Raw genomic sequence first — 1,308 nt, 5'->3', positions numbered from 1 at the left:
TCCAGTTCATAATTAATATCGAAATGGTCGTCTAGAGCCCGTTTACCACGGCCTGTAACGATGCAAATCTCATGCAGACCACTTTGTAAGGCTTCGTCAACGCCATACTCAATCAGGGGTTTATTGACGATGGGCATCATTTCCTTAGGCATAGACTTGGTCGCAGGCAGGAAGCGCGTACCGTAACCAGCGGCAGGAAAAAGGCATTTCTTGATCATGGGTTAACAGTGCCCTTGGTTGTTTCAAAGCATAACAGCCACGTTATCTTTGTATTAAAATAGACGACCTGACTCTTAAAATTTGCCAGATCAGTATAAAACTGTCTAATATTTGTTCTGGTACCTCTGTTGTTGCACCCGTTGTGCAGTATTGCTTTAGAGGCCGAAGAAAAAGAAGTATACGACGCCTTAAGCTCACAGCGTACCCATAACCTAACTTAAAGGTAGATTAATAATGACACTTAAAGGTCTGATTAAACTTACCCACCTACTTCAGGAATACCCACTAACTATTATCCAGTGGCAAATCTTACTGGTAGTGGCTGAAAATCCCGGTGAAACTATAACTGACCTGGTGAATGCTGAAAAGCTGACCTGCGGCACGCCCAGTGATATCGCTGTCAGTGTGAAGCGTCTGGGTGAAGGTCGTCACGACCGTCCTGGTCTGGGTCTTATTAAAAAAGCTCAACATGAGGACGATGGACGTTATTTCAAGCTGACCTTAACCCCCAAAGGTAAAAAGCTGGTCGAGAAAATAAAATCAAAAGCGCGCTATATTAAATGACGCTTCCTTTTGGGCTCAGGAATGCTGCTGATGGGTGTTTTAACTAGTACGATATTCCAGCTTGAGCCCTCAATTCTGTATGCCTTACGCCCGTTTTTTGTTGGTTCCACCAGATGGATCTTTAGTACCTGCTTAATTAATGACTCTCCCGAGCTTCTCTTAAGCAGGCCCTAATCATCAAAGCGTATACCCAGTCAGTCTGATCAGTTGGGTTTTGCCGCCCAGGCTGCGCACCAGCCACCCTCTTCTACTCTGCGACCGGCAAACAGTGTACAGCCATTATTCTTAGCGGACTCAAAGAACATACAGTTTTTACAGACATCCCCTTCCTTATATTTTGGATTACCCTTGGCCTCAGAAGCCTTCTTTACGTAGTTAAGTGCTTTAGCCTGTGGCTCGTCTTCCTGAACTTCGTCTGTAGGGGCTGGTGCTGCAGCAGTGTCGATTACAACTAAAGGGATTAAGCCGCAAACCAGTCCCAGTTGGATAAACTTTCTTCTATCCATTTTTAGTCCTCATCGTGTG

Annotated in this window: 3 protein-coding genes; 1 reads left to right on the top strand and 2 read right to left on the bottom strand. The window is 45.0% G+C overall.

Annotated elements, in window-relative coordinates:
* A partial coding sequence (locus tag KDK17_RS00505) for a sugar phosphate nucleotidyltransferase (RefSeq protein WP_257287102.1) occupies window positions 1–218 on the bottom strand: 218 nt, incomplete at its 3' end.
* 235 nt (window positions 219–453) lie between these two features.
* On the opposite strand from KDK17_RS00505, the gene KDK17_RS00500 reads away from it, so the two are divergent.
* A complete protein-coding gene (locus KDK17_RS00500) occupies window positions 454–783 on the top strand; it encodes a MarR family winged helix-turn-helix transcriptional regulator (RefSeq protein WP_034841414.1) in 330 nt (109 codons plus the stop codon).
* Window positions 784–986: 203 nt separating this feature from the next.
* On the opposite strand, the gene KDK17_RS00495 is transcribed toward KDK17_RS00500, so the two are convergent.
* Window positions 987–1,289: a high-potential iron-sulfur protein gene (locus KDK17_RS00495; RefSeq protein WP_257254825.1), complete on the bottom strand. Its 303-nt coding sequence runs from the start codon at window positions 1,287–1,289 to the stop codon at window positions 987–989.
* Between the last annotated feature and the right edge of the window lie 19 nt (window positions 1,290–1,308).

It is taken from the genome of Endozoicomonas sp. SESOKO2, assembly GCF_024606245.1.
Classification (GTDB): domain Bacteria; phylum Pseudomonadota; class Gammaproteobacteria; order Pseudomonadales; family Endozoicomonadaceae; genus Endozoicomonas_A.
The sequence above is the reverse complement of the archived record's forward strand: the minus strand, read 5'-3'. Positions and strand labels throughout refer to the sequence as shown.

Bases quoted from the DNA above. Each gene is read 5' to 3' on its own strand.
- KDK17_RS00500 (WP_034841414.1), top strand. From the start codon at position 454: ATGACACTTAAAGGTCTGATTAAACTTACCCACCTACTTCAGGAATAC.
- KDK17_RS00495 (WP_257254825.1), bottom strand. From the start codon at position 1,289: ATGGATAGAAGAAAGTTTATCCAACTGGGACTGGTTTGCGGCTTAATC.